This is a genomic window from Sulfitobacter sp. KMM 9851, from assembly GCF_057178245.1.
In genome coordinates, this window is record NZ_CM169991.1 from 2,518,389 (window position 1) to 2,542,411 (window position 24,023).

General features: G+C 56.3%; 24 protein-coding genes. 8 read left to right on the forward strand and 16 right to left on the reverse strand.

The features are described from left to right. Positions 1 to 79 precede the first annotated feature (79 nt). Together AC1965_RS12455 and AC1965_RS12460 are read left to right on the forward strand one after the other, a co-directional pair. The gene (locus AC1965_RS12455; protein WP_483884189.1) at positions 80 to 475 is read left to right on the forward strand and encodes a DUF6538 domain-containing protein; all 396 of its coding nucleotides are present in this window, start codon (positions 80 to 82) and stop codon (positions 473 to 475) included. Between the two features lie 963 nt (positions 476 to 1,438). Then, the gene (locus tag AC1965_RS12460) at positions 1,439 to 2,362 is read left to right on the forward strand and encodes a hypothetical protein (RefSeq protein WP_483884190.1); all 924 of its coding nucleotides are present in this window, start codon (positions 1,439 to 1,441) and stop codon (positions 2,360 to 2,362) included. Positions 2,363 to 2,366: 4 nt separating this feature from the next. Here the strand turns inward: AC1965_RS12460 and AC1965_RS12465 are convergent, their stop codons facing one another. Further along, positions 2,367 to 2,669, reverse strand: coding sequence for a PqqD family protein (locus AC1965_RS12465; RefSeq protein ID WP_483884191.1), 303 nt, complete (start codon positions 2,667 to 2,669; stop codon positions 2,367 to 2,369). 350 nt (positions 2,670 to 3,019) lie between these two features. Then, entirely contained in the window at positions 3,020 to 3,487 is a 468-nt protein-coding gene (locus AC1965_RS12470) for a lasso peptide biosynthesis B2 protein (RefSeq protein ID WP_483884192.1), read from the reverse strand. 79 nt (positions 3,488 to 3,566) lie between these two features. Between AC1965_RS12470 and AC1965_RS12475 the strand changes: the two genes are divergently transcribed. After that, complete coding sequence (locus AC1965_RS12475; protein WP_483884193.1) at positions 3,567 to 5,453, forward strand: asparagine synthetase B family protein; 1,887 nt, start codon at positions 3,567 to 3,569, stop codon at positions 5,451 to 5,453. 242 nt (positions 5,454 to 5,695) lie between these two features. Further along, positions 5,696 to 6,217 carry a hypothetical protein gene (locus AC1965_RS12480; protein ID WP_483884194.1) on the forward strand — a complete coding sequence of 174 codons (522 nt, stop codon included), beginning with the start codon at positions 5,696 to 5,698 and terminating at the stop codon, positions 6,215 to 6,217. Positions 6,218 to 6,621: 404 nt separating this feature from the next. Here the strand turns inward: AC1965_RS12480 and AC1965_RS12485 are convergent, their stop codons facing one another. From AC1965_RS12485 to AC1965_RS12495, 3 genes are read right to left on the reverse strand one after another with little or no spacing between them, the layout of a single operon-like run. Beyond that, a complete protein-coding gene (locus AC1965_RS12485) occupies positions 6,622 to 7,743 on the reverse strand; it encodes a C45 family autoproteolytic acyltransferase/hydrolase (RefSeq protein WP_483884195.1) in 1,122 nt (373 codons plus the stop codon). A gap of 1 nt (position 7,744) precedes the next feature. After that, positions 7,745 to 8,818: an extracellular catalytic domain type 1 short-chain-length polyhydroxyalkanoate depolymerase gene (locus AC1965_RS12490; RefSeq protein ID WP_483884196.1), complete on the reverse strand. Its 1,074-nt coding sequence runs from the start codon at positions 8,816 to 8,818 to the stop codon at positions 7,745 to 7,747. 30 nt (positions 8,819 to 8,848) lie between these two features. Then, entirely contained in the window at positions 8,849 to 9,265 is a 417-nt protein-coding gene (locus tag AC1965_RS12495; RefSeq protein WP_483884197.1) for a CopG family transcriptional regulator, read from the reverse strand. A 399-nt stretch (positions 9,266 to 9,664) separates the two neighbouring features. Between AC1965_RS12495 and AC1965_RS12500 the strand changes: the two genes are divergently transcribed. Next, on the forward strand, positions 9,665 to 9,844 hold the full coding sequence (locus AC1965_RS12500) for a hypothetical protein (protein ID WP_483884198.1): 180 nt from the start codon (positions 9,665 to 9,667) through the stop codon (positions 9,842 to 9,844). On the opposite strand, the gene AC1965_RS12505 is transcribed toward AC1965_RS12500, so the two are convergent. Continuing rightward, the gene (locus AC1965_RS12505; RefSeq protein WP_483884199.1) at positions 9,841 to 10,107 is read right to left on the reverse strand and encodes a DUF3253 domain-containing protein; all 267 of its coding nucleotides are present in this window, start codon (positions 10,105 to 10,107) and stop codon (positions 9,841 to 9,843) included. The genes AC1965_RS12500 and AC1965_RS12505 overlap by 4 nt on opposite strands. Positions 10,108 to 10,484: 377 nt before the next feature. On the opposite strand from AC1965_RS12505, the gene AC1965_RS12510 reads away from it, so the two are divergent. Continuing rightward, the gene (locus AC1965_RS12510) at positions 10,485 to 10,670 is read left to right on the forward strand and encodes a hypothetical protein (RefSeq protein ID WP_483884200.1); all 186 of its coding nucleotides are present in this window, start codon (positions 10,485 to 10,487) and stop codon (positions 10,668 to 10,670) included. 415 nt (positions 10,671 to 11,085) lie between these two features. Here the strand turns inward: AC1965_RS12510 and AC1965_RS12515 are convergent, their stop codons facing one another. The 8 genes from AC1965_RS12515 to AC1965_RS12550 form a co-directional block, all read right to left on the reverse strand. Further along, positions 11,086 to 11,430 (reverse strand): RidA family protein, encoded by a 345-nt coding sequence (locus tag AC1965_RS12515; RefSeq protein ID WP_483884201.1) that lies wholly within the window; start codon positions 11,428 to 11,430, stop codon positions 11,086 to 11,088. A 2-nt stretch (positions 11,431 to 11,432) separates the two neighbouring features. Next, positions 11,433 to 12,203 (reverse strand): ABC transporter permease, encoded by a 771-nt coding sequence (locus tag AC1965_RS12520; protein ID WP_483884202.1) that lies wholly within the window; start codon positions 12,201 to 12,203, stop codon positions 11,433 to 11,435. Beyond that, positions 12,203 to 12,892 carry an ABC transporter permease gene (locus AC1965_RS12525; protein WP_483884203.1) on the reverse strand — a complete coding sequence of 230 codons (690 nt, stop codon included), beginning with the start codon at positions 12,890 to 12,892 and terminating at the stop codon, positions 12,203 to 12,205. Before AC1965_RS12525 ends, AC1965_RS12520 begins: the two co-directional genes overlap by 1 nt. 67 nt (positions 12,893 to 12,959) lie before the next feature. Further along, positions 12,960 to 13,751 (reverse strand): ABC transporter substrate-binding protein, encoded by a 792-nt coding sequence (locus tag AC1965_RS12530; RefSeq protein ID WP_483884204.1) that lies wholly within the window; start codon positions 13,749 to 13,751, stop codon positions 12,960 to 12,962. A 24-nt stretch (positions 13,752 to 13,775) separates the two neighbouring features. Continuing rightward, on the reverse strand, positions 13,776 to 14,546 hold the full coding sequence (locus AC1965_RS12535) for an ABC transporter ATP-binding protein (protein ID WP_483884205.1): 771 nt from the start codon (positions 14,544 to 14,546) through the stop codon (positions 13,776 to 13,778). Then, on the reverse strand, positions 14,543 to 15,931 hold the full coding sequence (locus AC1965_RS12540; RefSeq protein ID WP_483884206.1) for an FAD-dependent oxidoreductase: 1,389 nt from the start codon (positions 15,929 to 15,931) through the stop codon (positions 14,543 to 14,545). Before AC1965_RS12540 ends, AC1965_RS12535 begins: the two co-directional genes overlap by 4 nt. After that, entirely contained in the window at positions 15,924 to 16,241 is a 318-nt protein-coding gene (locus tag AC1965_RS12545; RefSeq protein WP_483884207.1) for a (2Fe-2S)-binding protein, read from the reverse strand. The genes AC1965_RS12540 and AC1965_RS12545 overlap by 8 nt, the downstream gene beginning before the upstream one ends. Further along, positions 16,207 to 17,331 carry an NAD(P)/FAD-dependent oxidoreductase gene (locus AC1965_RS12550; RefSeq protein WP_483884208.1) on the reverse strand — a complete coding sequence of 375 codons (1,125 nt, stop codon included), beginning with the start codon at positions 17,329 to 17,331 and terminating at the stop codon, positions 16,207 to 16,209. The genes AC1965_RS12545 and AC1965_RS12550 overlap by 35 nt, the downstream gene beginning before the upstream one ends. A gap of 90 nt (positions 17,332 to 17,421) precedes the next feature. Here AC1965_RS12550 and AC1965_RS12555 point away from each other — a divergent pair, with 90 nt between their 5' ends. Further along, positions 17,422 to 18,330, forward strand: a complete 909-nt coding sequence (locus AC1965_RS12555; RefSeq protein ID WP_483884209.1) for a LysR substrate-binding domain-containing protein — start codon at positions 17,422 to 17,424, stop codon at positions 18,328 to 18,330. A 700-nt stretch (positions 18,331 to 19,030) separates the two neighbouring features. On the opposite strand, the gene AC1965_RS12560 is transcribed toward AC1965_RS12555, so the two are convergent. Then, positions 19,031 to 20,848 (reverse strand): sensor histidine kinase, encoded by a 1,818-nt coding sequence (locus AC1965_RS12560; RefSeq protein ID WP_483884210.1) that lies wholly within the window; start codon positions 20,846 to 20,848, stop codon positions 19,031 to 19,033. 327 nt (positions 20,849 to 21,175) lie between these two features. On the opposite strand from AC1965_RS12560, the gene AC1965_RS12565 reads away from it, so the two are divergent. Further along, a complete protein-coding gene (locus AC1965_RS12565) occupies positions 21,176 to 21,421 on the forward strand; it encodes a transposase (protein WP_483884211.1) in 246 nt (81 codons plus the stop codon). 228 nt (positions 21,422 to 21,649) lie between these two features. On the opposite strand, the gene AC1965_RS12570 is transcribed toward AC1965_RS12565, so the two are convergent. Next, positions 21,650 to 22,261, reverse strand: a complete 612-nt coding sequence (locus AC1965_RS12570; RefSeq protein WP_483884212.1) for a BRO-N domain-containing protein — start codon at positions 22,259 to 22,261, stop codon at positions 21,650 to 21,652. Between the last annotated feature and the right edge of the window lie 1,762 nt (positions 22,262 to 24,023).

Here is a 24,023-nt window from a genome sequence, read left to right on the forward strand (position 1 = left end):
TGACCTCCACCATTTCACTTCTTATCAACTGCTTAGACAAGTTTGTGATCTGGTGTGCCAGTATGGTGCGACATCAAACATGCATAGTGCATCCTATCTAAGCCTAAGCAGACATGGCATTTATTACTTCCGGTGGCCCATTCCGAGGAACTTTCACCCATGCCAGAAAGTCTCGCACGTTCGATTATCGCTAGGAACCCGCCTGCCCCGCGTCGCTCAGCGCCTCTCACGTGCTCTGATCGTCTCTGGACAAGCCGTGACCAACCAACCAACGGTGCAGGCCATGAGATATGATGAAATGCGCCAGCACATCGAAACCCACTTTCGCGCTGTCCTGCAAAAATACAAAGACCGCCTACTCTCAGAAGGCGGTGGGTCCGGTCAACGGGCGGACGCCCTGAGGCGATCAATAAGCCTCGTAGAGGACGACATCTGGCGTGAGGTAGCTCCCCCCGCAGCCCGACAAGCAAGGTAGGGACCTCCTGAGCCAATTTAAGGCCCGTGAGGGCATCGGCAGACTAACTGCTGAGCAGGATGGATTGCTATTGCAGGCATACCGGAAGGGCTACCGCAGTTTCTTGGCATCAGCGTTAGACTACAACGCTAATTTAGACCAGTACGACCTCTCCCAACCTTCCCACAGTCCACGGCAATCGACTGATGCCGCACACCCTCAAAGCACTGACACACAGCCAGACGTAATTGCCTATGACACAACGGTGCAGGACTATCTGAAAGAAGGGCAAAGGGGCGAGCTATGGGCCGCAAAGACAGTTAGCAAATAACCGATGCGTTAAAGCTACTTGGCATGATCACTGACAGTAAACCTACAGCTTACTTGACCAAGACAGATGCACGTGAAGTCAAGGACGTTGTAACTAAGCTGCCAAAGAATAGAAGCAAGGATCGCCGCACATGTAACTTGTCACTCGCTGACATGTGGGATGTTGAAGGGATCGACAAGCTCTCCACCCGAACAGTCAACGCATACCTCAGTACCTTCCAATCGTTTGCAACTTGGGCCGTGAACAACGGACACGCAACTGCGAATGTGTTTGCTGGCACACCGCTTCACGCGCGTCACGAAGAGCTGCCGCCAACTTCTTACATAGATTTGGGTGACCGCGCATGCTCTTAACATCGCCGTTCACGCTGGTAAGCTCTCCTTCACGTTCCGTGACATTACAGATGACGACCCCGAACTCGATCATTCCCGCCTTCTGAAAGGCAAACGTGGCAACAGTCGAAAACCTCCCATCGAATGTGCTCAGTATTTCGTGGAAAACCGGGTAAGAATTGGAAGATGTTTCACATCTGGCCCATTGCAGGCTTCTGAGGCTTCCACTTTCGCTGTATTGCGGCTTCTCTATTTTACACTGCCGTTTATTCACCATTCGAAACTTTGTTCACATCCCTTGCAAACGTTAAGGACACCCAGATGCAAAGCACCGGAACACAAGGCAAATCCAGCTACAGGTTATTCGGGCTTAGTGTCCTCTCAGACATTAACCTTCCCGAACTGGGTCCTCCTGCGAGCGATCAGGATTCGACGAACATGGACGTTTCCATCGAGCTTGGAGCAGTCGCCACTTCCCTAGAAGATGGCGTCCGTGTGCATGGTTATTTCGAGTTTAACAAAACAGAATGCCTCGTGGATATCGAGGGCATTGCCCAGCTTGAGATCTCAGGTGGGAAACGTATTGTGGTCGAGCCGGTTCAGGGAGCGGCAGAGAACGACATCCGGGCCTATCTCTTTGGAACCGGTATGGCAGTGCTGCTGCACCAGCGAAAATGCCTTCCCCTGCACATCAGTGCGGTGCAATCTCCGGCCGGTGTAATAGCATTCACGGGCGAATCTGGCGCAGGTAAGTCTACGCTGGCAGGTCTGATACATAAAAAAAGTGGCTGGCCGATGCTATGCGATGATCTGGCAGTCGCCACTCAAAGCGAAACCAGACCGATCCTGCATGGCGGAATGCTTCGACTAAAGCTTTGGAGCGACGCAATAGAGCGCCTGTCAGCAACAGCTGATATGACGACCCGCGACACCACGCGCGAGGACAAATATCACCTGATCTCTCCAAAAATGTTTGTAAATGGTCCACTGCCAATGACTGCGCTTTTGATGATCGGCGAATCCAACGACATATCAATCCGTCCCATAAACGGCGCGGCTGCGTTTTCTTCTATTATGAATACCATTTATCGCCCTGAACTTGTAAATATCTTCAATGACCGGGCGACGATTATGAAATATTGCGCAAAGATTGCTGAGCAGATAGACGTATATTCGTTTGAGCGTCCTTGGGATGTTTCTACTATGGACGAAGGCGCTGACCGAATTATCGAATATTTCTCCTGACCGCTCAGGGTTCGATAATACGAATTAATTCATATTTTTTTAGCTCGGTTATAAATTCCAAGACATCGGCTTCAAGTTCGGCTTGATCAACATCAAAACGGCTTGAAAGTTTTAATATTAAATCCGCAATCTTTGTAGGCCCATCAAGAATTGCGAATATTTCTGATCCAACCTCGTTTAGCCCCAGAAAAGATCCCTTGTCGTCATTGTAGATGACCAACTCATCGCCAACGCTTGCGTCAAAGAAATTTTCTACTTTTTCGATTACACTTTCTCGGTTTACGAGATATTCCCGATTTACGAGCATTCCACCCTCACGGATTCTACTTCTATAACATTCTATTAAACACATATTCAAACAATTCTGCTAAAGAAAAAGGGCTAGACCTTGCGAATGAGGCAAAAAGGTGCTATCTTTATGGAATTAATGATTACTGGATTAATATAAACTGGGGGAATGTAGGATGACTAATTTGAAAGAGTGGGCGAAGCCCGAAGTTAAGCAGCTTGGCGTTGAAAACACGCTCAGCAGACCTCCTGCGGCGCAGTCCGAGGCGCAACACAACTCGCAGCAAAATCACATACCAGGTCTAGCGTTTACATCCTGAACTGGCTTTGAAAATGAGACGTTAGTAACTCCGCAAGTATATTGCGGGGTTACTTTTTTGGCAGATCGAATGCGTCTACATAGCTCATGATAGGCGCATACTTCTCCATCTCTTCAACTCCAAAGACAACCATATCTCCTGCACTGAGCCATGCATGGGCCAGCATTTCATCTTTTTCAGATCCCGAACCTGTATTCGCCCCCAAGACAAGCGCATTTGAGACAGCGAAACGCCTTAGCATCGCCTTTCCTGCTATCGCAATCATCAGGCACGTAAAGCGATCGCCAAAGCTGCGCGCAACCGCGTTGATTGCCCATCTAACATCCCGGATATCGTCACGTGATACGGGTTGAGGCGTTCGCCAGTCTCCGGGCCGCTTTTGACCAAGCTTAGGAGCCTCTCGCACGAATCCCGTTTTTTTGACAATGATCCATGCCCGAGACAGGTGATAGATGGCCGTAAAAAGAAGGATCTTTCGACGCAGCGGTTGTCGCAAAAAGGTAATGAAACGGGACATTGGTTTCCTGTTGCTGTGTTGTTGGGGAATGCCCTATTATGACTGAGCAGCCTAATACAAATAGATAGTCGGTGACATTTTGAGCGCAATATTTGGACGTGTCGAGTTGTTTGGGCAACCCTTTGACCGCGAAAAGTTCAATGCGTCGCTGGACGCGATCTCGCACTACGGACCAGATGGTTCGGCGTCTGTGGTCACTGATAAATTCGGATTTGGCGTGCAGCGGCTCAACTTATCCAACAAGGACAACTCCGCATTAAACCCTGCAAGGATGGCTGATTTGGTCGCGGTGTCTGATGCCATTGTAAACAACCGCGCAGATGTTGAGAAGTCTTTGGGTATTTCTTCGGTGGACGCGCGGAGCCTGTCCGACAATGATCTGTTACTTCGGTCATATGCAAAATGGGGTCAGGCCTGCCCTTTGCACATCCAGGGCGATTACGCGATTGCGATCTTCGACCAGAGCGCGAATACTTTATTCTTGGCCAGGGACCATATTGGCACCAGGCCGCTTTATTGGGCGAAGCGGAACAAAACGTTTATTTTTTCGACCGATATCCGGGCGATCTTGGCCTGTGAAGATTATGATTGGCCGATAGACGACAGAACTGTCGGCCGCCATGTCATGGGCCCGTCACGTCCGCTGAGAACCACTTTCTACAAAGACATGAACATCCTATCGCCGGGGTGCAGTCTTTGGGTGGAGCGTGACCGCCTGCAGGAAAACCGCTGGTGGGATCCCCATAACGTACCGGAAATTCGGTACAAGTCCTCCGCCGATTATGTTGAGCATTTTCGCGAACTCATGGCGCGGATCGGCGCGGACTATACTGCAACAACGGGGAACATCGGATCACATATCAGCGGCGGCATCGACTCCAGTGCGGTAACAGCATTTGCGTCCAAAGCGCTTCAATCGAGAGGGCTGAATTTAACTGGCGCCTACACTTGGGCGCCGCCCGTCTCCGAAGAATACCCATTCTTGAGCAAGACCGACGAACGGCACAACATTTTACAGATCAGCGACGACTTAGGGGTGCCAGTGCGTTTCGGCACCGCGAGCGGAGCCACTCAGCACCACTATTTGGAATGGGAGCTGGAGCTAAACGGCATCGCAGACCTGTCGGACGAAGTGCCCGTATTGGAGCACGCAAAGAACGATGACCTTCGCGTTCTACTGTCAGGTTGGGGAGGAGACGAAGCGTTTTCCGCGCACGGAATGGGGTATCTCGCCTATACCCTGAAACACTTTCAAATCGCGGAAGCGCGAAAGGTTTTGAGGTTTTATACAGGCTCAAATCGTTTCAGACCTAGACAATCTGCGCGCAGATTATTGGAATGGGGTTTGACCCCATTGCTGCCCGATACACTTTACCTCCGCTTCGCACCGTTCGTGAACCTCTTCGAGGGTGGCGCCTTTGCCAGCCAACATGTCCTTTCAATGAACCTCGATCCAGCCCCTTATATCGGCGAAGATATCCGATTGATCAGCAACCCAAGACATTACCTGGCGAACCTGATGGGGATGCAGCATCTCAATATGCGTATGGAGACATGGGCCGCGTGGTCGGCTCAATTTGGGTTTCAGTACCGCTATCCGCTGCTTGATCGCAGACTTCTTGAATTCGTTCTTGGGATGCCAATGCGGCTATTTTTTGAGGACGGGTATGCTCGTTATCTGGCGCGGATGGTCACAAAGGATATATTGCCGGATCGATTAACAAAGCACGATCAGGCCAATGAGGTTCTGCGTGATGCCAATCACATTGCGTGTTGGAAGGCACTTCGGAATGATCTTCGTCAGGGAAAGTTCCAAGGCGAGAGCAAATGGATTGATCTTGAAGCCCTTAAAGAGAGGATTGAAGCGGCGCCAGAAGAGTTGGACCATTCTAACTTACCGGATCTTGCCAAGATCTTGGCCGCTGTTCGGGTCTGGCACATGGAGCAACGTGTGAACGCGATGTGAGGTTACCATGTTAGGTCTGGAGCGCTTTGTCAGGATGGTTGCAGATAGCGGGCATTGATTACGCGCGAGGCAGTTTCAGATGCCGTTCTGGACGATTGACGCAGTTTGGCACAGTGTTGCAATGTGGGAACAACTGTGTCCCTGCCCTCACCCCGACTGACGCGATACGTAGCATGCGCGCTCTGACTGGCGTTGGCGCGGCGCTCCTTGCATCTGAAGCGTCGTTGCACTGGACGGAAGCTATGCGTGATCGGCCTGTGGATGAGGCAGGCGCACGACTAGGCGTCGATGTGACAACTGTCGAAGGCCGTCTGCCAGCAACCGCGTATGCCCTCTTGCAGGAAGGGATAAGTAGCGGCGGGTATCCACTCCTGCCCAAGAAACCCGAATATACGCGCATCGGCGCCGAGGCAGCAGCGCTTTACGAGTTGATGAACCCTGGCACCATTCTCGAAACAGGCGTGGGCGGCGACCCCGCCAAACAGCGCTCTTTGCAAGATTTCATCGAAGCCGCTGGGGCAGCGTTCGCGCGCGGTGATTTACGGCTTCAAGAAGGTGAACTGGCGCAAGGCTGGGTCGATGATTTCCCTAAACTGACAGAAGATGAGCGCCGTTTGGGAGAGCTTCGAGGTTTCACCCCAGAAAGGATCGAACAATGGTTGAAAACGTATCCTGCCGAGGATCTGGGCCTACCGAACCACACCGGGACGCCGGTCCCCGACGCCCCCACCGACAACATCATTTCAACGCCGATCCCGGAATAGGCAGGACCAAATATCGTTGAAGCTCGACCTGGGACCGTAACGACACCTGACGGCAATAGTATCCTGCCATATGGCGGTAAGGGAGACGGCGCACTGTTCGACTACAAGGTCTGGGCTGAACAACCTTAAATACCCGAGATGTTTGGTCAAAAACCCATACGTTTCTGCCCTGCCAACCTAGAGCCGCCATTGGTGCGACCGCAGCGAAAGCTTGCTTTGTCCGCACAGCAGACCTCACTGCGCAACGCAGCGGATGACCGCAATCCGCCCTTAACGTGGGTGACGAGAACGGCCCATACCGGACCTTCACTTCGGCCTCAGTGAAGGTCCGCCCGATACACAACATTTTCATATTGCTTGTGCGGTCGTCATCGCAGAACGCCTCGCAGTCGCTTGGCCACAAGTCAGGGGGCGGGTAGATAAGCGGCGATCTCTTTTCCCCTGCCTGCCGCGTAGTCCTGCGCTACTTGGGTCCAGTCGATGCGGGCCGCTTGGGTCCAGTCTACGCCGACATACTTATCTGGCATAACCTTGCCTGCGGCATCCAGCGTTCCGGATTTGCCGTAATCCACGATCCGCTGCCCCTCCTCAAAGGCGTAAAGACTTTGGTCCCATCTTTCGCCTTTCAGGGTCAGCCCCAGGGACCGGGTAATCGGGCTGTATTCAGCGGTGAACAAGGTGCCGAAACCCTCCCCATAACGATCCTGCAAGAGCGGAGCGCGAAGAAACTCCCGATTGAGCCTGCGCGGTGCGACGCGAAGCCGATCCAGATGGGCGCGGCGTTCAAAGCTGCGGGTAAAGCCCGGCCGGTCGGCACGGGTCGGCGCAGTTTGGTGGTTGGTGGCTATGGCCTTCGACATCACTCTAATTCTACCGCCGGGAGAAAGTTCGATGCTTGCCGTGCGCCCCGAGGCATCCGCAAGCACCAGATTATAAGCCATATGCGACGGCACACGGCGCAAAACCTCCAACGCCTCTGGCACGCTGTCGCAGGTTTCCAAAATGTAGCGCAGGATTGTGGTCACGCCAAAGCCGGGACCAGTTTCAGACCGCCCGCCATAGGCAAGCGCCACAGAAAGCCCAGCGTCGTTGATGCCATCAGACAAGCCCCAGAGAAACTCCACCATCCCCATTACCGCACGACCAGTCCATTCCGTCCTCAGCAACAATCCCTCATTTAGGTCCGGCGACAAATCATAGTTGCGCACCAGCCGGACATCATTTGCATCCGCGATGGCGGCGAGCGAACAGCCCCCCAGATAGGTCGGCGGGCACCAAGTGGACAGGAACCGCGCCGCGCGATCCGAACCGCCGGCGATTAAGACCAGTCGGTCGTAGGTGGGGATCAACTCTGGCATGTGACGCTCGATGGCCGCGCGGCAATCCGCTCTGGAGGGGCCTTGGTCGCCCCCGCGCCCTGTGAACCATGCCTCATAAGCGGGCCATGACCGCTGCCAGCGCGCCGCCCATTTAGGTCCAGGGGTGGCTTCGCAAACGGCGTCAAAGGTCAGTGTCATCTGGGTCATATCAAGCGCCCTTTATGGGTTGTTCAAAGAAAAAGCGGATCATTTCAGCACTGGCATCCGGGCCTTTGGGATCAGTGTAAGACCCCTCCCTCTGGCCGCCAGACCACGCGTGGCCGAGCCCGGAAACAGTCCAATGTTCGAGCGTCGGTTCCCCGCTTGCAGACGCACAGCGCAGAACGGAATACGGCCGCCCGCCGTGGTTGCCGTGCTCGACCGTCTCAAGCGTCTGGCCCGGGCCAGTGTCTCGGACCTGCCGCGCCACCGCTTCGCCGTTAGACTGGTGAACGGTCGTGTCTGAAGTGCCGTGAAAGACAATCGTCGGAATATGCGATTTCTTCTGCAAAGGCTCCGCCGTCGGCCCTGCCATGGCTGCAAAGGCAGAGGCCACGTCCTTTGCCGATCCATAGGCCAAACCTGAATGCACGCCGACGGCGGCAAAGACGTCCGGGTAGGTCTCTCCCAGAATGACGGCCATGGCCGCCCCCGCAGACAGCCCCGCTACAAAGGTGCGGTCCTTGGCGATACCGTGGGTAGCGCAGACCTGTTGCACCATTCCAGCGAGGATCGCAGGCTCACCCGCGTCACGGCGTTGATCCCCACGGCTGAACCAGTTCCAGCAGGACTGCGTATTGTTGCGCCGCGACTGGGCGGGATAGACCACGATGAAGCGGTGCTTTTCGGCCAGACGGTTCATGCCGGTGCCTGCGGCAAAGTCCTCGGGCGTTTGCGTGCAGCCGTGCAGCATGACGACGACGCCACTGGCGCCCTCCGCAGCGGATGCAGGGATATAGGTGCGGAAGCTTCGACTGCCCGCCGTGCAGGCGAATGTATCGCTGAGAAAGCTGGCACCAGCTGGGATGTCTGCCGCCGGTGAGGCGGGTGGTGGGGTCGCGGCCCCCAGCTTTGACAGAAGATCGTTAATCGAAGGCATGGCAGGCAGTTCTGATGCGTGCAACGGCCCGGCCTGCCCGGCAAGGCCATGCTGTGCCAATGTGCGTTGCACCAGATCATTGGCAGCGATCAGGCGTGCATCAGGGGTCGCCCGGCGCATGGCACCGGCGTTAAAGAGTTTCATCTTATGTATCCTTGTTAAGGGGTGCGCATCTTACTTGATGCGGTCGGCGAGCGCCTTTTTGATATCCGCGCTGGCCTGTAGGGCGCCCAGCACGGTGATTGATCCGATTGTCTCGAGCGCCAATTGCGGGGTCACATCCGAGGCAATCCGCGCCAGCCCGACCACCTTGACATGCAGCACCTCTCCGGCCGCTTTCAGCGCTTCCAGATCAGCCACTGTATAATCGCGCAGGCCAAGCTCCATCGTGTGGCGCTCAAGCGACTTGCTCACCACGTCGACATGGTTCTCAAGCTGGTTACGGATTGCTGTGCGGATCAAGTCGGTTCGGTTTGAATAGAAACCTTCCTGCACCAGCAGGTCGATCCTTCCCAAATCCACATAGCCAAGGTTGATCGTGATCTTCTCGCTGTCAGGTGTCTTCTCACGCAGTTGCCGAATATTGCTCATAATCCAATCTCCATCCATATGGATGGTATATGGATGCCGCTTCGCCAAGTTGCAAGATCAGACGGCAGTAAAGTTCGCTCAAGCGCGCACCTCAAAGCTCCCCGTTTACTCTTCACCCCAGCGCACTAAATTTCTAACTAGATATCAGGTGGAGAAGAACACTAGTTATCAGGTGGAGAAGAACAGCAGAATGAACGCAACCGAGACAGCCCATGATGCTCCGTTTTCTGACCATGCTACGAACTTCTTTAGATTCTGATGGCCGGTGGTTCCTATCCCGTCACTCCGGACGGACGGTATTTTTTGGTAAAGAACCGTTTGTGGCGTTGCACTAATCCCGCCCTGCCCGAGGCGAAACGCGCGGCGCTTGTAAAAGAACTCATGCAAGCTCGCTCGGCGGTGAAAAATGCAAAGACGGATGAGGAAGTGAACGATGCGCGTGGACGGGTACATGCGGCCAAGGTGGCGTTGGGCGAACGTGGCCCGGTTTGGTGGAAAGACCGCGCGCCGGACGTGAACCGCCACCACCCAAAGAATACGCCTTACGTCGATTGGTGGCGCGGCCTGCCGCAGGATTAACCTGTGTTCTTGGCGATGGCGATACGGTAGATTCCGCTGAAAGACTTGGGATCGACCCGCGCACCACCTTGCTTGATTAGAATTGCTCCCTCGCCTTCCAGCCTGATTGCCTGTTCACGAATGGGTTCCATTAGAGGCCGCCACGCCGCGTCGTTCTGCCCACCAAGATGTCGGGCAACTTCAGAGGGACAAATGGTCTTGTTCGCACCCCGCGCTGCTGCGAGTTCGACAATAGCTGCGGCAATGCGCTCAGGATTCATCATTGGACCTCATGTGGCGAACCGTCCAGAACATCTATGTGCAACCCGTTGCGCGACGCTCGGTCCACCAGCGATACTTCCAGCGCTCCCCGGTTGAGGAACGCGCGGTCCGCCCACAGCATGAGACGCCAACCGCGCTTGGTTTCACGCCATTTTCGTCCTCGTATATCAATCTTCGAGGTAGCCGCATAGCCGTCGACCACCTTCTTGAGGTCCGCCAACTTCTCCTGCTCCAATTCCTACGTAGATGCATGCCGGCCAATCCTAAGCTGGTGATTGGTCCGTTTCCTTTCGCCTCCCGCGGGCTAAGTCTTCTTGGGAGCGCGCCTCAAGTCCAAGGCGGCGCAGGGTGCGCTTGGCGTCAGATATGAAAGACCCAGATGACAGTTCCTAAATCCCTTCAAGAAACCTCGAAGCGCGAGACGATCGCCGAGCGCACCAGTGCTGCAGCGACCGAAATCATCGATAAGGAAACCAGCCAGCGATTAGAAAAGACCGCTCGGCTGCGTCAAGCCCGGCTGAAGCAAGAGCAGGCTGGCAATCTCAAGACTTCGAAGACGGCCTGACTAAATGCGTGCCGGCCGATTTCATCAGTACAGGCTGAAAGTCGGTCGTCGCGCTTTTTCCCGAGCCTACACCTGAGCCCTTTTTCGGAGAAGACAGGCACGGCGACCAGCCCTTCGCACCTCATGGTGCAGTCTGCGCTGAAACTTCTTGTGGCTGTGAAGGCATGTCGTGTCAAAGCTTCTAAAGAAATCTTCGAGAGCTTCGCATGCTTGATGTCCCCTTAGCGGGACTTTGCTGCCGTTCGCTGCGGACGCACGGTTTCCGTTGCCGTTGAGAAGACCTCTTGGAGGAAGGGCGGAGCGAGGACTTTCGCTACTGTGGCGATTTGGCCTTGTTGTCGGGGATTAAGCAGCCATTCAGCATGAGTTGATTATAAGGAAGTCATCGACAAAAGGGTGAGCTCTTAACCAGTCGTCAACCAGCTACGGCGGCGGTCACGATAATTTCGACACGCAGGTCGGCATCCGCCAGTTTGGCTTCTCCGCAGGCGCGTGCTGGGGCTGCGCCTTGGGGAACCCATGCGTCCCAGACCTCATTCATCGCATCGAAATCCGCCATATCTGCGAGCCAAATCGTCGCCTGCAGCATATGCTCGCGCGAAGAACCCGCTTGGTGCAACAATCTGTCGACGCGACCAAGGCAGTCCTCGGTCTGTTCGACCACTGTGGTTCCGCTGCCGACTTGCCCACAGAGGTATACAACGCCCCCGTGTTTCACGATTTTGCTCATACGTTGATTGGTGTGGATGCGTTCGATCATGGTCATACTCTTTCAGGGGCCGGAAGGGGAGGAGTCGCAGGCTGGGCAGCGGTGTCGCGGCGGGTGAGATGGCGCAGGTAGCGGCGCTCGAACCCCCGGAAGGTCCATGTGATGCACAGCACAATGAGGAAATAGAGCAGGGCTGCGGTGATGAACCCTTCATAAGCGAGGTAATAGCGCCCGTTCAGCCAGCGCCCGACGCCCAGGATGTCTTGCAAGGTGATCGTGCTGGCGATGACCGAGCCGTGCAGCATGAAGATGACTTCATTGGAATAGGCGGGGATGGCGCGGCGGAAGGCCGAGGGCAGGATGATCCGGCGCATGCGGCTGCGGTAGGAATGGCCGGTAGCGATGGCCGCCTCGACCTCGCCAGTTGGCGTATCCGCAATGGCACCCCGCAGCAGTTCGGTCGTATAGGCGGCAGTGTTGAGCGTGAAGGCAATGAGCGCGCACCACCAAGCCGAGGACAGGATCGGGTCCCACAGGAAGCTTTCGCGGATCACCTCAAACTGGCCGACACCGTAATAGATCAGATAGGTTTGCACCAAAAGCGGCGTGCCGCGAAAGACATATGTGTAGCCCTGCACCAAGGGGTTAAAGACCCGGTGTTTCGACGCGCGGGCAATGGCCATGGGGATCGACAGCAAGCCGCCCAACAGCAGCGACAGGAAGGTCAGGTTAAGCGTCACCCAGACGCCGTAGATGAAGCGGTCAAAATTCTCAGCGATCAGGGCGATGTCGAGCGGGATATAGGTCAGCAGGTTTTCCATCATCACGCCCTCACCACACCGCGGTTGTAATGACGTTCCACCGCGCGCAGCAGTAAATCAGAGATGCCAGTCAGCAGCAGGTAGATGACAAATGCTGCCGCCATGAAGGTAAAGAGCTGTCCCGTCGAACGCCCGGCGGTGAAAGCGTTATAGACCAAGTCTTGAAGCCCGATGACCGAGACCAGCGCCGTGGTCTTGAGTTGCACCAGCCAGTTGTTTGTAAAGCCCGGCAAGGCAAAGCGGACCATCTGCGGCCAGATGATATGACGAAAGATCAGGGATTTGCGCATTCCACAGCTGATGCCAGCCTCGATTTGCCCGCGCGGGATCGCCATGATCGCACCGCGAAAGGTCTCGGTGAAATAGGCACCAAAGATTACACCGATCGTGCCTGCGCCTGCGGCGAACTGGCTGACCTCGACATAGCCCCAGAGGCCCGTAATCGCGCCGATATTATTAAGCGTCACCTGACCGCCAAAGAACACCAGCAGGATCAGCACCAGATCCGGCACCCCGCGCACGATGGTGGTGTACGCGCCGGCCAGTCGCTGGGCCAGACGGTTGGCGGAAAGTTTCGCCCAAGCACCGAGCAGGCCAAAGATCAAAGCGATGACCAGCGATGTGAGCGCCAGTTTGATCGTCATGATCGTGCCGTCGATCAATTGTGATTGGTATTCCAAAAGCAGGTTCATCGCGTGTTCCTCAAAGGATCATCAGGGCAGCGCGGGGCCGCCCTGATGAATGGTGTAAGGCGGAAACTCACTCGCCCTCGGGACGGCCGCCGTAGATGTCGAAGGGGAAGTATGTGTCGTTGATCTCGGCATAGGTGCCATTCTCGCGGATCGCGGCAATCGCTTTGCTCAGATCTTCGCGCAATTCGTCCTCACCCTTGCGCACCGCGATGCCCACGCCTTCGCCGTAGCATTCAACGTCTGTATGATCGCCGCCGAGGAAGGCATAGTCGGCCCCTGCCTCTGCACTCAAGAAGCTTTCCTGTGCGATCAGGCTGTCAGAAAGCTGCGCGTCCACGCGGCCAAGCGCCAGATCGCGGAACACTTCGTCTTGCGAGCCATAGAGGACGATCTCGGCATCGGGGAACAACTTTTCCGCATAGCACTGATGTGTCGCGCCGCGCTGCACACCGATGCGCTTTCCGGCCAGACCTTCGGGCGTGCCTTCGAAGTCGGCGTCCTTGGAGGCCACCAGACGCGCCGGGGTCTTGTAGTATTTGTCAGAGAAATCAATCTGGCGCTTGCGCTCTTCTGTGATCGACATGGAGGCCACGATGGCATCGAACTTGCGAGCTTTCAGCGCCGGGATCATGCCGTCCCATTCTTGCTCGACCAGTTCGCATTCACGCTGCATCTCGACGCAGAGTGCCTTTGCAATGTCGATGTCAAAGCCGACAAGCGTGCCGTCGGATTCCTTGGAGGAGAACGGAGGATAGGCACCTTCGACGCCGATGCGCAGCGTGTCTTGGGCAGCCAGCGGCAGGGCGACGGCGCTCAGTGCAATGGCAGCAACGCTGCTTAGGATGGTTTTACGAAACATGGGTTGGTCCTCTTTTGTGGTTGGTCAGTTCATGCGTGATAGAAACGCTTGGAACTCTGGGGTTTGCGGGTTGGAAAACAGCTCTGCGGGCGGGCCTTCTTCACAGACCTCGCCCTGGTGCAGAAATACGGTTCGGGTGGATACATCGCGGGCAAAGCCCATCTCGTGTGTCACGACGAGCATGGTGCGGCCCTCTTCGGCCAGATCACGCATGACGCCCAACACTTCGCCCACCAATTCAGGGTCCAGCGCCGACGTTGGCTCGTCAAACAGCATCACGTCAGGGTCCATCGCCAGCGCCCGGGCTATTGCCACGCGCTGCTGCTGACCGCCCGACAGATGCGCGGGGTAGTAGTCCGCCCGGTCCGACAAGCCGACCTTTGCGAGCAGTGCTTCGGCCTTTTCGCGGGCCTGTGCTTTGGGGGTGCCTTGGACGTAGAGCGGGCCTTCCATGACGTTTTCCATCACGGTCATATGCGACCAGAGGTTAAACCCCTGAAACACCATCGCCAGACGGGCGCGCATCCCTTCGACCTGTCGCAGGTCTTGCGGCACGATCTCGCCGCGACGGTTCTGCGTCATCCGCATTTGCTCGCCTGCCAGCCAGACCTCGCCGGAATTCGGCGTCTCAAGGAGGTTGATGCAGCGTAAAAAGGTGCTCTTGCCGGAGCCGGAGGCTCCAAGAATGGCGATTACCTCGCCTTTTTGCGCCTCAAGCGACACGCCTTTGATGACGTCATGCGAGCCGAAGCTCTTGTGCAGATCTTTGACTTTCAAGGCTGCGGGGGCGCTCATGCGGGTTCCTCCTGAGGGTGTGAGAGTGCGGCCAGCTCGCCCAAGGCAATCGGCTTGATCGGCGAGCGGGCACGGGGCGGGGCGATAGGATGGTCGGGCGGGGCGTCGGCGCTGAGCAGGCCGCGCAGCGTGGCGTCGCACATGCGGCCCTGACAGGGGCCCATGCCACAGCGCAGGGATGTTTTGATCTGGCGGTGGCCTTGGGCGCCTTCTCGGATGGCTTGTCGAATGGCACCGGCAGAGACTTCTTCGCAGCGGCAGACGATGGTGTTGTCTGATGGGGCAAGTACCTCGGTCGGCGGAGGGTATGCGGCATCAAGGAAGGGCCGAATGGCGCGGGCGCGGAACAACGCGGCGCGGGCGCGGGCGGCACGCTGATTGCGGGTGTCGCGGCTAATGCGACCAGATTGGCACAAGATACCTAACGCTGCCAATTCACCAGCCGCCGCAGCCGCCTCCGCCCCGATAATCCCAGCACCGTCTCCGGCCACATGCAGACCCGGCTGGTCGGTCGCACCCCAGATATCATGTTCGGGCTGAAAGGCAGCCTGCGCGGCGTTCCAGTGATGCGTGATCCCCGCAGCCCTTGTGATATGGGTGCCCGGGATCACACCCTGATGGGTCAGCAGCAGACCACAGGTGAGGCTTTGATCGCGCCCTTTCGTCCGGAAGGAAAACTGGATTTTGCCGCTCTCGGTCGTGGTGGCGTGGAAGCCCGACGCAGCGGTGTAGCGCGGCACAGCCGCTTTGCGGATCTTGGCAATCAGGCTCAGCCCTTTCAGCAAGGTTGGCAAGCCAAACAGGGCGCGGGGCAAATGGGGTGATGCACCCAGCATCTGCCGATACGTCTGTGTCTCGACCAGCGCCTGTGGGGGGTTTCCGGCGTCAATCATCTGCGCCGCTATCAGATAGAGCAGCGGACCAGACCCTGCGAGCACCGCATCCTTGGGCAGCATCCCAGCGGTCTTCATCAAAATCTGCGCGGCCCCTGCTGGCATCACACCGGGGAGCGTCCAGCCGGGAAAAGGCACAGGGCGTTCCTGCGCACCGGTTGCCAGCAGCACATGGGCAGCCGAGGTTGTCTGACTTTTGCCGCCGCGCGACCAAGTGACCTGCGGCCCTTTGTCGAGCCGCCAAACCATTGCGCCAGATTGGAGAGTGATGCCAGGATGCTCGAGTGCATCAACCAAATCCGCCCCGGCGGCATAGGCTTGGCCAAGAAAGCCGCGCTTGCTTCGGTTCTGAGCCACATTGCGATAAATCTGACCGCCCGGCTGGGGCTGTTCGTCCAACATCAACACCTGCAAACCGCCACGCGCCGCGACGGTTGCTGCCGACATGCCTGCGGGCCCGGCACCAATGATAATCACATCAACCTCAGCCACCTTGACCTCCGTTCAAATCACGCAGGCCCGTTTGGCGTCTGACGGTCATACCCTCGCGCAGAAGGGTCATGCAGGCTTGGGTGTTGGGCGTGCCATCGACCTCGACCAGACAGTCAAAACACACACCCATCATGCAATAGGCCGTGCGCGGTGCGCCCTGTGCAGTCCGCCGCGTCCACGCGCCCGAATGGGCCAGCAGCGCCGCTGCGACAGTGACCCCGGCGGGCGCAGTGGCAAGCGCGCCATCCAGCGTAAACTGCACACGATCCCCGGTCTCAGGCAGCGTGCGAAAGCGCGAAGCGACATTCATCGAAAGCCTCCAGATCAGGGGTGGCGGATGTATTCAGAATCCACTCAGCGAGCACGCTGGCGTGTAGTGGGGCCAGCGTGACACCGCTGTGGCAGGTCACCAGAAAGGCGCCGGGATTCGAGCCCGATTTGGCATAGACTGGGTAGCCGTCGGGCGACATGACCCGCAGCGCACCCCATGCCCGGACAACCCGCACATCGGCAAGCGCAGGAAAGACCGTGACCGCATGGTGCGCGAGTTTGGACATGATGGGCAAAGTCTCACGATCATCCAGCCCTGCATTCGCCTTGGTGCCGCCAATCTGCACGCCGCCCTCGTCGACCTGCCGGATGGTGCTGGACAGGAACGGCAGGCGGTCGCCCAGCTTCTCGGTGATCAGCAACTCGCCAAGCTGCGGCCGGACCTGTGTGATGAACCCAAGATCGCGGGCCAGAGTGGCAGCGCCCAGCCCGGCACAGAGTACGACCTGCTCCGTGTAAACGACTTCCCCACCCGCCAGCGCCAGCGCAAAACCACCCCCAAGTTGTGGCCTGATCGCGGCAACGGTGGCTCCCAGTGTCACACGCCCGCCCATCGCCTGAACCGAACAACGCAGGGCACGGAGTAAGCGGAGCGGATTTACATGGCCATCGCAAGGCGAGAAGCTTGCGCCGACAACCCTTGCTCCAATGTCTGGCATTTGGCTGCGCAGGTCATCCCCGTTGAGCATCTCATAGCTGGCGCGTCCGCCCAGATGCGCTGCTTGCTGGTCCAACTCGGCCTTGAAGGCGTCCATCTCTGACGGATCGGTAAAAAACTCGTAGCCCCCGGATTGGTCGAGTGCCACGTCAATGCCCGATAGCTCCTGCAACTGCTGCGCAAAGCCGGGCCAAGCCGCCAGCGCATCCATCGTCCAATGAGCGTAAGGCGCGAAATCAGCGCCTTTGCCTTGCCCCCAGATGAGACCAAAGTTCCCCTGCGACGCACGTGCATCACTGTCTACCCCATCCAACACCCGGACACGCCGTCCGGAAAATAGCAGGCCGAGCGCTACAGAAAGGCCGACAAGGCCGCCGCCGACGATGGTTATTTCAGGTGTGCGTTGATGCATGCGATTCCTCCATCATTTAGATCGCAGCATTGCCTTCATAAGAATAATCGTAATATTTTCGTAAATCATTCTCTGAGGTTATGAATCGCCATGCTCGCTCGGCTCACTCACCGTCAAATCGAAGCCTTCCGCGCTGTGATGGAGACCGGCAAGGTCACCTCCGCAGCTGTCGTCTTGGGAACAACGCAGCCCTCGGTCAGCAAACTAATTGCGGATTTAGAACGCGCGGCTGGCTTCGACATGTTCGAGCGGCAAGGCAGGCAGGTCGTGCCCACCCCTGAGGCGCGCGCGCTTTATGAAGAGGTTGAGCGGGCTTTCGTCGGGATGATGGAAATTTCCCGCGTCATTGAGGACATTCGAGACTTTCGGACCGGCAGCTTGCTGATTGCGGGGATGCCAGCACTGGCTCTGAAACTACTGCCCGATGTGATCGCCGAATTCATCGCAGACGAACCCGGAATCACTGTATCCTTGCGCATCCGAAGCTCTCAGGCGGTGCTGCGTCATCTAAGTTCGCAGCAATTCGATCTCGGCTTTGCTGCCTTGGACAACGACCATCCGGCTGTCCTGCGCCGCGAGTTGTTCACGGCACCAATGCTGGCCGTGCTACCCCTGTCTCACGAGCTTGGGCGGAAAACAGTGCTCTTGCCGGGAGATTTCGATCAACGCCCATTCATCGCGCTCGGCGCAGAAATTGGAACCCGCTCCGAAACAGATGCATTTTTACTCGCGGGCGGTGCTCGTCCTCGGATCGTTGCCGAGGCGCAATTGTCTGCGTCGATCTGTGAATTGGTGGCCGCTGGGGCTGGCATTTCAATAGTAGAGCCTGTGACAGCAACGCATTTTGGCAATCTCGGTAAGATCCTGGTGCGCCCTTTGTCGCCTGTTCAGCCATTTCGATATGATCTGCTTCTACCAGCCACGCGCCAACCGTCGCGCATAGCGGAGCAGTTTCTGAAATTAGTTGAAGCGCGGTTTGATGCGCTTCTTGGTGTTTAAGGATAGCGTCTCGAGCGAATTTTTTATCTTAACGAACGTGCGGGTCGAACGGCAGCTTCAGGAAAGCCGTGGTGCGGCAACGGCAGTTCAGGCAGAGGTCCGGGTAGGGCCGCCCCCTGCAAAGAATGCGATTCTGCGACTGCGAATAGCTTCACACTCGGCACGGTCACTAAGGGCTCTAACCTGCCGTTAGCTGCGGATGCACCCCGGAAAATAACGGGGCGCCGCCCCGAGCGCCCTCTTCTTCGGATTGCCGATTTTAGTTTGCGGGCGCGGCCAATGGTGGCTCTGCGCCCATGGTGTCGACCGACACGAACGCCCATAGCAGTCACCCAAACGTTGATCTTAAGCTGCGGTGCAGTCCGTCGAAGCGGTCATTCGTGTTGAACGTAGCATTCGGCGCTGTCAGACTATTCTAGGAGCGAGACTTTTTCGGGGAGGCCCCGTCGCTTCGGAGTTTGTCCAGAACAACAACCGACCCGGCAACCGATGCAAGGAGGAAGCAAGACTGCGGCGGGGCATCCGCGTGAACGGGTCAAGAAACTTTTTCCGAGCAGGGATTTCCGCTAACACTACCGACTTGCGTTAGTAGTGTTAGCGATGTGCTGTTCAAGGTACTGAGGATGGCTGAGCCTTGGTTATCGTGGTGGATCGACCAGATCGAGTTGAAGGGGCCAAAATAATCAATCCTTTAAATACTTCACCCGAATTTGGCATCATCCAAGCAGTCCTCGACGCAGCAAGGCAATTCGATGTGAAAGACCGAGCCTTCTTTCTCCACGCTTTCATAATGCAAGCGACCGTCCATTTGCTGTATAATCCGCTGAGAGATATACATACCAAGCCCCGTTCCTTCGCCGGAACGGGTACTGCTACCGTCGATCTGGCTAAAGCGGCCGAAAACGATCTTCTCGCTGTCCGCAGGAATACCACGTCCGTGGTCCCGCACCGAAACGCGCGCCAGACCGTTGTGTATGCTGAGCGAGATTTCAATCGAGCCGCCGCCTTCAGGGGTGAACTTGATCGCGTTGCAGATTACATTGTCAATTACCTGACGCAAACGGAACGGATCACCGGCGACGATTGGCACGATGTCCATATCGTTTTGGCGGATCAGCTCGACCCGCCGCGCGGCGGCCATCTGGTTGTTTTCTTCCAGCGCATTGCTCAACATCTGTGAGATGTCGATTTCCTCGATTTGCAGTTCGAACTCGTTCAGTTCCAGCTTCTGCACGTCGAGAACATCATTGATCAGCCGTAACAGGCGGTTGGCATTGCGCTGAGCAATCACCAACGCCTTGCTGACCGGCGCGGGCATCACACCGAGCTTACCACTCATTGCCATATCCAACCCGCCCTTCAACGACGTCATCGGCGTGCGCAGTTCATGGCTGACGACGGCAAGGAAGTTATCTTTCGCCTCGGCAGCCTGATGTGCCGCAGTCAGAGCCGATTGAAGGGATTTCTCGAAGTGCACCCTCTCGGTGACGTCGAAAAAGGTAACGCTCCAGCCGATATTGCGGCCAGCAGGATCAATCGGACAAGCGATATGGACGGCGCGCGGCTCATAAACACGATCACCCACACTAAATTGCTGACCAAATACCGCCCCACACAAGGGCTGGACATCGTTGATAAATGCCAATGCGTCGCTCTGCAGGCGCGCAATCGGGGGCGTCTCTGGCGTGTCGTCGTTGAACAATTGGGCCGCCGCGGCGGCGTTCCAGGAGATCGGTTTGTGATCCTTGTCGATGACCAAAACAGGATCGCGGGAGACGTCGAACAACGCGTCGCGCCCCAGCGCTTTGGTATCCAGGACACGGTTAGTGACCAACATCCAACTGTAAGCAATTAGCCCCAGCGAGAACATCATCGACGTCGGATCAATGCCGAAAACAGTGACCCCCGCAAAAACGTAAAGACCGTTGGCTGTCAGCGGGGCGCAGGTAACCACGACCAAGGTCATCAGCAGCACACTCGCACTGCCGCTTGTGCCCAGGATGCCGCGCACGAGCAGCCAGACCGCGCGGATGACAAAGCCATACAGCATTAGCGCCGATGCGAAAAACATAATTCCATGGACGTAATGTACGCGAGTGCCGTCCTCAGAGAGGTAGGTGGCTTCGGTGAACATCAGGTGATGCCAAGGGTCGGTCAGCGCTAAGAGCGAGATGACCGTTGGTATGCCGATGACGAGGCCACGGAGCATGGGAGTTTCGGTCAAATCCCGGCCGCGCACGAACTCTTCGATATGCAGGCACCACGTGACCGGCAAAACCGCGATTGCCAGCCACGCAGAGAGCGCCCAGACCAATTTGGGCTGAAAACCCGTCGAGGCAAGTTCCATCCCGAGTGAAAAAACCCACCATAAAATGGCGCAAAAAGAGGCAATGAAGTACTTTTTGCCTTCAAAATCATGGCTCCGCCAGATCCACGTCATGACAAGGAAGGCAAGCCCCCAAAGACCAGCGATCCCGATCAGCACTGGGTCGTATGAATATGTAAAAAACCCAGTCATCGTGCTGTGAACCTCATAATATACTTAAGTCCCGCGTGTGATCTCGCTTGTTATGCGGTGTAATATACTTGTTTTTGTGGTGAAAACATGGCGCAGCATTGCGGCGCGAACTCGTTAGATCATCAATCTGGAATATGAAGCCGTTCGATCAATTGACAGCATCCATCACTACGGTCTCGAAGCGGACCTTCGCGGCGGCTGCACCCAGAAAATTTAGAGGCGCAGTCCAGAGTGTGCGCTTTCTTCGGCTGGACCATTATAGTTCGCTGGCGCAGCGAACGTCCGATTCCCGCCCTTGGTGTCGATAGAGTCGGACGGCCCATGCGGATGATGACGGTTCCAGGGGTTGGTCCGATTGCCTCACTCACCATCAAAGCCGCTGTCAACGATCCGACGCGTTTCAAACGATCCCGCATTGTTGGCGCACATTTTGGCCTGACCCAGCGACGCTATCAATGCTGTGACTACGCCGATCCCGGTCGCAGCTTCAAAGCAGGCGACTGGGCTGTCCGCGCGCCGTTGCGGTATTTTCACTGCAAACTCGCCGTCTTGCACCAAGGCAACATGTTCTGAGTAGACCTTTAACATCGCATTCGAACGATGGGGGTACCGATGGGGCCAGAATGACACTGATGCCGCCAACATCCTGATTTTATGAGATAATGACTTTATAAGTGGTGCCCGGGGGCGGAGGTTGTGTTCCTCCTACAGGCACTTCTTCAGCTGGCATCTCCAGCAAAACAAGGGTTAGCGTCGTGGACCACCCGGTGTCAACAGGCACCAGATGGTCTACGGTTTGGTCTACGGTTTTTGTTTCGTGGCCTGTGGCATGCGCTTGCGGAGCATCTTCTTGCCCATCGCGAGTGCGAATGCATCTTGATCGATCTCTGGTTTCCCATTTACGAAGCGGATAATCCCGCAGTCTGCGCTGCCGGTCTTCCTCAGTTCGGGTAGGAACAGTTCAGCTAGCTCCCTGACGTCGCCTGCATCAGTGAGATGCCCACCCCAGATGTCTTCATGGGTAAGTTCGTATCCATTTGGCGCAGGACAGTAGCGCTCTTCGCCCATCATGAATAGACCATCCTCAGCGAGGGTCGGTGCAACAGTTCCCAAGACCCAAGACTTGAAGGGTTCGACAGCCTGCGCCTTGCTCACCAGAATAAGCATGTAGAGACCAGCTTCTGAGATGAGGTCCACTTCCTGCTGAGTGCCATTGTCATGCTCCAATACGTGAATGGTCCATTTCTTTGGGTGGAGAAGCCGGTGGCAGCTAGCGTCTTCAGGAAACCCGAGCAATTTCCAAAGTTGGTTGTCGAGTACGAACCACTCGTTTCCGTCTTCGTCCACAATGGTCTCAACGTGGATGGGCAGTGTGCAAAAGGTTTTGATGTCCATTGCGTTGGATGTGGTCATGGTAGTTCCTTTCCAGTTGTCGGAGAGCGTCACTGAGGGCGCATGGGTATGCTCGCGCAGGTCTTGAGTTCGCCCACAGAGGAGCGTTGTTGTGACGCGTTACAGGCAGGCTGTGGTGATGCGGCAAGATCAGACCAGCGAGGTGGTCGTTCCTTTGAGCAATGGTGGCACTTATTCCCCTGAGACCCGCCCCGGCACTTACCAGGAAGGGGGAAAACGCAAACGCCGCGCATATAGATAAGGCGCTGAGATATGCGCCCCCAAAACATCCTGAGGCACTGCAAGCCCGTCGCTTTAGTTAACTGCATGATGCCGGTGAAGGGAGCATCGGTTTGGGTCGACCTCGAGATGCTTGAGGTCTTTATGCTGCTATGTTCACCAGACCCTCGATGACCTCACCAGTGGGCGGGTCTGGAACTTCGCCTCGGACAACTTGAACGACACCTGCGTCCCATGGTGACATGCGGCAGTATCGATCAGCTGCTTGGGAGATCGTGCAGTGACCACGACAACCCCGATAGAACAGGTGCTTTTTGTCAGGGCTTGGATGAAGCAGCTTCGGCATGGTCAGTATCTTCCTGATCTTTGGTGATTGTCCTGTTCTGGCCAGCTGGACGACCTCCTGAAGGTATCCCAGGCGGTCGAACGGGGGCATGGAGTAGAGAGACTCCGCCATTCTCATGGCAAGTTCGAAGACCTCGTGTTGCTCCCTTCGGACCGTGCCATAGTTGGCAGCATTTACAGGCAGCGCCTTCCTGCGCTCTCGTTGTGAAAGGGCTTTGCAGCAACTTGCTGAACAGGACGTCTTGTTGGACCGGAAGGGGAAGGCCGTGCCACAGTTGCGGCATGTGCGTGAGGTGGGGCTGATAGACATAGATCGCTTTCTTTGAGGGTGACCCCTCAGCTGCGAACATCACGCTGGCCTCAGCTCGACTGAGCATGAGCTATGGAAAGACCCAGACCCCGTCCAAGCGGGGAACATGCAGGTCTTCTTGCTGAAGGGGGATGAGTGACGAAAAGCGTCGTCAGTACCTATAGGGGAAACTACAGGGACACTTGAGTTAGGCCCAAGGACCTAGGTGAAGACCCATGATCACAGAAGCAACTACACGTCGATAATGACAGCAGCCTTTCCATGCAGAGTAAAACCATGGGGTACTCAGGAAACGAGAAATTTGATCACTCTCGCAGACCCTGAGGGACAGGATTGTGGAGACCCATTGATGCTCTCCTCCACGACGACACTCATGATCATCGGATCATCAAGTTTGGTCGAGAAGGAGTCGCTTCTAGGACGATACACCGCGATGAGGAGGTAATAGACCTCGCGACACATAATGATGGGTCTTGTAATGGTGGCACTTAGTTAGGCTAGGTCGCCGCGCACATACTCTCTCCAACCAAAAACCACATTCGCGGGAGAGTAAGGGGTGAGGGGTAGGCATTGGTAGCTGAACTTCCCATAGCCACTATAGATTTAAGCTATAGAGGTCCTAGGTCTCCTAATGATTGACCAGTGCTGGACACCTCTTCGACAACGCCCAAGGTCTCTTCCCATATACGGACGCTGCGGTGGAGGCGAACCGACGGTACAGAGTGAATAACTGCAAAGCTGTTGAAGTCACAGCACGTTAGGGCATAGCCGAATGCAGAAACTTGGAATAACTTCAGAATTAAATGGGGCGATGAGTAATAGGATGACGCTAAACAGGAAGTCGAACTGATGTAACCTCAATGTTTGGGCTCGGTAAAGCTTCGATGC

Excerpts from the sequence above, each read along its gene's own strand:
- AC1965_RS12520 (WP_483884202.1), bottom strand. The coding sequence starts at position 12,203 with ATGATGGAAAACCTGCTGACCTATATCCCGCTCGACATCGCCCTGATC.
- AC1965_RS12560 (WP_483884210.1), bottom strand. The coding sequence starts at position 20,848 with ATGACTGGGTTTTTTACATATTCATACGACCCAGTGCTGATCGGGATC.
- AC1965_RS12550 (WP_483884208.1), bottom strand. The coding sequence starts at position 17,331 with ATGCATCAACGCACACCTGAAATAACCATCGTCGGCGGCGGCCTTGTC.
- AC1965_RS12455 (WP_483884189.1), top strand. The coding sequence starts at position 80 with ATGCATAGTGCATCCTATCTAAGCCTAAGCAGACATGGCATTTATTAC.
- AC1965_RS12495 (WP_483884197.1), bottom strand. The coding sequence starts at position 9,265 with ATGAGCAATATTCGGCAACTGCGTGAGAAGACACCTGACAGCGAGAAG.
- AC1965_RS12465 (WP_483884191.1), bottom strand. The coding sequence starts at position 2,669 with ATGCTCGTAAATCGGGAATATCTCGTAAACCGAGAAAGTGTAATCGAA.
- AC1965_RS12535 (WP_483884205.1), bottom strand. The coding sequence starts at position 14,546 with ATGAGCGCCCCCGCAGCCTTGAAAGTCAAAGATCTGCACAAGAGCTTC.
- AC1965_RS12470 (WP_483884192.1), bottom strand. The coding sequence starts at position 3,487 with ATGTCCCGTTTCATTACCTTTTTGCGACAACCGCTGCGTCGAAAGATC.
- AC1965_RS12480 (WP_483884194.1), top strand. The coding sequence starts at position 5,696 with ATGCGTGATCGGCCTGTGGATGAGGCAGGCGCACGACTAGGCGTCGAT.
- AC1965_RS12530 (WP_483884204.1), bottom strand. The coding sequence starts at position 13,751 with ATGTTTCGTAAAACCATCCTAAGCAGCGTTGCTGCCATTGCACTGAGC.
- AC1965_RS12505 (WP_483884199.1), bottom strand. The coding sequence starts at position 10,107 with ATGATGAATCCTGAGCGCATTGCCGCAGCTATTGTCGAACTCGCAGCA.
- AC1965_RS12490 (WP_483884196.1), bottom strand. The coding sequence starts at position 8,818 with ATGAAACTCTTTAACGCCGGTGCCATGCGCCGGGCGACCCCTGATGCA.
- AC1965_RS12510 (WP_483884200.1), top strand. The coding sequence starts at position 10,485 with ATGACAGTTCCTAAATCCCTTCAAGAAACCTCGAAGCGCGAGACGATC.
- AC1965_RS12485 (WP_483884195.1), bottom strand. The coding sequence starts at position 7,743 with ATGACCCAGATGACACTGACCTTTGACGCCGTTTGCGAAGCCACCCCT.
- AC1965_RS12555 (WP_483884209.1), top strand. The coding sequence starts at position 17,422 with ATGCTCGCTCGGCTCACTCACCGTCAAATCGAAGCCTTCCGCGCTGTG.
- AC1965_RS12545 (WP_483884207.1), bottom strand. The coding sequence starts at position 16,241 with ATGAATGTCGCTTCGCGCTTTCGCACGCTGCCTGAGACCGGGGATCGT.
- AC1965_RS12525 (WP_483884203.1), bottom strand. The coding sequence starts at position 12,892 with ATGAACCTGCTTTTGGAATACCAATCACAATTGATCGACGGCACGATC.
- AC1965_RS12515 (WP_483884201.1), bottom strand. The coding sequence starts at position 11,430 with ATGATCGAACGCATCCACACCAATCAACGTATGAGCAAAATCGTGAAA.
- AC1965_RS12570 (WP_483884212.1), bottom strand. The coding sequence starts at position 22,261 with ATGACCACATCCAACGCAATGGACATCAAAACCTTTTGCACACTGCCC.
- AC1965_RS12460 (WP_483884190.1), top strand. The coding sequence starts at position 1,439 with ATGCAAAGCACCGGAACACAAGGCAAATCCAGCTACAGGTTATTCGGG.
- AC1965_RS12565 (WP_483884211.1), top strand. The coding sequence starts at position 21,176 with ATGATGACGGTTCCAGGGGTTGGTCCGATTGCCTCACTCACCATCAAA.